Annotated in this window: 2 protein-coding genes; both read right to left on the bottom strand. The window is 66.4% G+C overall.

All coding sequences use genetic code 11. The annotated features are described in order from the left end of the window. Positions 1–3,068 (bottom strand): double-strand break repair helicase AddA (addA, locus tag B3H86_RS10940; RefSeq protein ID WP_292053838.1); only part of this gene is annotated, 3,068 nt, incomplete at its 3' end. After that, positions 3,065–3,727: PD-(D/E)XK nuclease family protein (locus B3H86_RS10945; RefSeq protein WP_292053839.1), on the bottom strand; the 663-nt coding region annotated here is incomplete at its 5' end. The genes addA and B3H86_RS10945, both read right to left, overlap by 4 nt.

The following is a 3,727-nucleotide window of genomic DNA, read 5'->3' on the forward strand; positions in this document are numbered from 1 at the left end:
CGCATGTCGGGCGCGATGTCGGGCAGGCGCTCCAGCAGGCGGTGGATCAGGTCACCACGGCGGAAACGGCCCAGCGCCTTGCCTCCCGTGGTCGCCACGGCCAGCGGAGACGGCGCGGGGATGCGTTTGACCTTGCGGTTGTCCTCCATCTGGGACGGCGCGGCAAAGCGGGCGCTGCGGTCCGCAGGCGGCGGGACCAGCGCCCATTGCGGCAGTTCTACCGCCTGCATCGCCACGCGCTTTTCCGGATCCAGCGCGGGCGGCAGCTCGCCCAGACGCATCCGACCATCGGGACCCACCTTGACCGATCCGGCCTCCAACTGGGCGGTGAAGGTCTGTTGCAGGATGTCCCACCAGCTGCCCTCGACATAGCCCAGCTTATTGTTCCCGACCTCGCGACCCATGATGATCAGGCGATCCTTGGCGCGGGTCAGGGCCACATAGAGCAGGCGTAGGGATTCCTCGTCCGTGCGATGTTCGCGCAGGCTGCGGGCCTCTGCAGAGGCCTCACAGTCATCGTTCTTGGACGACGGGCACATCAGCCACGCCTCGCCCGCATCCCCGCACGGCACGGGCATCAGCTTGGGCCCCTGCGGCTTGGCCTTGGACGTCGTGTCGGGAAGGATGACGACGGGCGCTTCCAGCCCCTTGGAGCCGTGGACGGTCATGACCCGCACCTCGTTGCGGGCGCCTTCCATCTCGCGCTTCACCTCGACCTGACTTTGCTCCAGTTCGCGCAGGAAGGTTTCCAGATCGCGCCCGCCGCGCTCTTCGGCGGCCAGAACCTGGGCCAGAGTCTCGTCGATGGCCTCCTCGGCCTCGTGCCCCATGCGGTCCAGAACACGCGCGCGGCCCGAACGTCCGTCGGCAAACACATGGTTCAGGGCCGTGCTGAAGAAGGTGAAGGGATCGGCGTCGCGCGCGTCCAGCAGCTGCTGCAGCAGGTCGTGCGCTTCTTGCCATTCAGGATGCTCGGCCTTGCGGTCCTGCAGGGCTTCCCACAGCGGCTGGCGGCCGCGCGCCTCGATATTGGCGAGGTGATAGAGGTCATGCGGCGCACCGAAATCCGGCACGGCGCAGAAGGGGCTGCGCAGGATTTCCGCCAGCGACAGATCATCCTGCGGGAAGAGGGCAAACCGCGCCAGCGACAGCATGTCGTCAAAGACGATGTGCTCGTCCAGCTTCAGACGGTCGGCACCGGCCACCGGAACGCCTTCCATCTTCAGGGCCCGGATGATCTCCTCGAAGGTGGCATCGCGGCGGCGCACCAGCACAAGGAAGTCGCCAAAGCGGGCAGGACGATAGGCCGAGGTCTTGGACGCCGGATCGAACTGCCAGATGCCGCGACCGTCAGCGACCTGTTGCTTGATCTCGCGGGCAAGGGCGCGGGCCAGCTGTTTGCGGGCGCTGGCCTCGCTTTCCTGATCCACGGGGGCCTGCCACGCCTTGCGCTCGGTCCGCTCTGGCTCCTTGAACAGGGGCCACATCTCGACCGAGCCCGCATCCTTGGCCCGTGCGGGAAGGTGGGGTTCGATATCGCCCGTCCCGTTCAGCGCCCGCGCACGGTCGGGATCGGCAAAGACCGCGTCGACAAAGGCCAGCACTTCCGGCGTCGAGCGGAAGGATGTCTCCAGTCGCACATGCTCGAAAATGGCCCCGATCGCCTCGGCCATCAGCTGATAGCGGCGGGATTCTTTCAGCAGCTGCTCGGGTTTTGCCCCCTGGAAGGAATAGATCGACTGCTTTTCGTCGCCCACGGCAAAGACGGTGCGGGCGATGGCACGGTCCCGCTCCACGCCGTCACCGGCATAGAAGCTCTCGGTCAGGGCGCGCATGATGTCCCACTGTTCGGGGGCGGTATCCTGCGCCTCGTCGATCAGGACGTGTTCGATGCCGCCGTCCAGCTTGAATAGCACCCACGCCGCATTGGACCGCTTGGTCAGAAGTTCGGCGGTGCGCCCCACCAGATCGGTGAAGTCCAGCGCCGCTTCTTCCTGTTTGCGGGTGTCGTAGAAATGGCGGTGCAGCCGCGCCAGCGTCAGGACGGCCTCGGTTTCCTCGGCCACGCGGATTTTGCGAAGAACCTCGCCGGTGGCGACATATTTGTCTTGAAGCGTGGTCAGATAATCGCCCACGGCGGGCGGGATGGACTTGGTGACCATCTTGGCGCGTGGGCTGCCCGACTGGGTCAGGAAAACAGGGGCCAACCCCTCGAACGTCCAGTTGTCGAGCGCGGCCCGCATGGCCGCGCCGATGGTGGTATCGGTCTTTGATCCCGTCTCCATCACCGCAGCGGTGTCGGCCCATTCGGTCCGGCTGATGTAGCGGACGAAGTCGGCCGTGACCTCTTCGGTGCTTTCATCCCCTGCCCCGGTCAGGTCGCGCGGGCCGGGCGCGGCACCTGTCGAGACGGCATCCAGATAGGCCCCCAAGGCCTCGCGCTTGGCCTCGATCATGGCCAGCAGGTCGTTGAAACTGCCGAAATCCATGGTCACGGCGAAATGCTCATAGGCCTTGGAGATCGCGTCATTGGCCGTCAGCGCATGGCGGGCGAGGTCCTCGCGCGCGTCCTGCGACAGGCGGATGGCGGCCTGATCCTCCAGCACCTTGAAGCCGGGGGTGACGCCCGCTTCCAGCGGGAAGCGGCGCAGCAGTTTTTCGCAGAAGGCGTGGATGGTCTGGATTTTCAGACCGCCGGGGGTCTCCAGTGCGCGGGCGAACAGGCGGCGGGCGTCCGACAGGTCCTGCTGGTCCAGCGCCTCGGCATTGCGTCCGTCCAGTTCGGCCAGAGAGCGCGAAAGGGCCTCGTCATCGGCCACGGCCCATTGACCCAGTTTCTCGAACAGGCGGGCCTGCATCTCGGCGGCGGCGGCCTTGGTATAGGTGACGCACAGGATTTCCCCCGGCTGCACCCGTTTCAGCAGCAGACGCGCCACGCGGTTCACCAGCGTCGTCGTCTTGCCCGACCCCGCATTGGCGGTGACGAAGATCGACTTTTCGGGGCTGGCCGCGACCGACTGGAAATACTGGGCCTTCTTGACCGGATCGAGGGTGGAGACGTCGATCATGCCTGATCTCCTTCGCCTTCATTGTCGCCGCCGCCGACGACCATCCACTCCCACACGCGGGCTAGATGGTCATAGTTGCCGCCAAAGTTGCCCATGAACTGGGGAGCCTCCCACGACACATAGGCGCGGGCGGGGTCGTCATAGGCGGCGACCGCTTCTTTCAGACGGTCGAACTCGGCGGCGCTGATCTGGGCGGCGCTCAGGGTGTTGGTCTTGGACGGGGCAGAGACGTCGGTTTCCTTGCCGCCCTCGCCGCGCCCGATGACGCGGACATAAACCAGCTGCGTCGGGTCGGACGGATTGCCGAAACCGCCACCGGCCAGAATGGCACCGGTCAGGGGCAGCTGGGGCGCAAAGCCTTCGACCACCTGTTTGGCCGACGGGGCAGAGCCGGTCTTGTAGTCGATGATGGCGGCGCCGTGGGCGTCCAGCTCGATCCGGTCGGCCTTGGCGGTGACGGTGAACGGCCCGGCTGGTCCGTCGAAGGTCAGACGGCCCGATTGCTCGACAAGGATTTCGATACCCCGCTCGCGGCGGCGGCGCTCGAACGCGGCCAGCCAGCGGGCGCTGATGCGGCTCAGCGGCACCTCGCGGGCCATGGCGGCATCCTCGAAACCCTCGTCGCGCAGGGCGTCCTGAATGAAGGTCGCCAGTTGATG

Origin of the sequence: Brevundimonas sp. UBA5866, assembly GCF_002432125.1 — a bacterium.
GTDB lineage: Bacteria > Pseudomonadota > Alphaproteobacteria > Caulobacterales > Caulobacteraceae > Brevundimonas.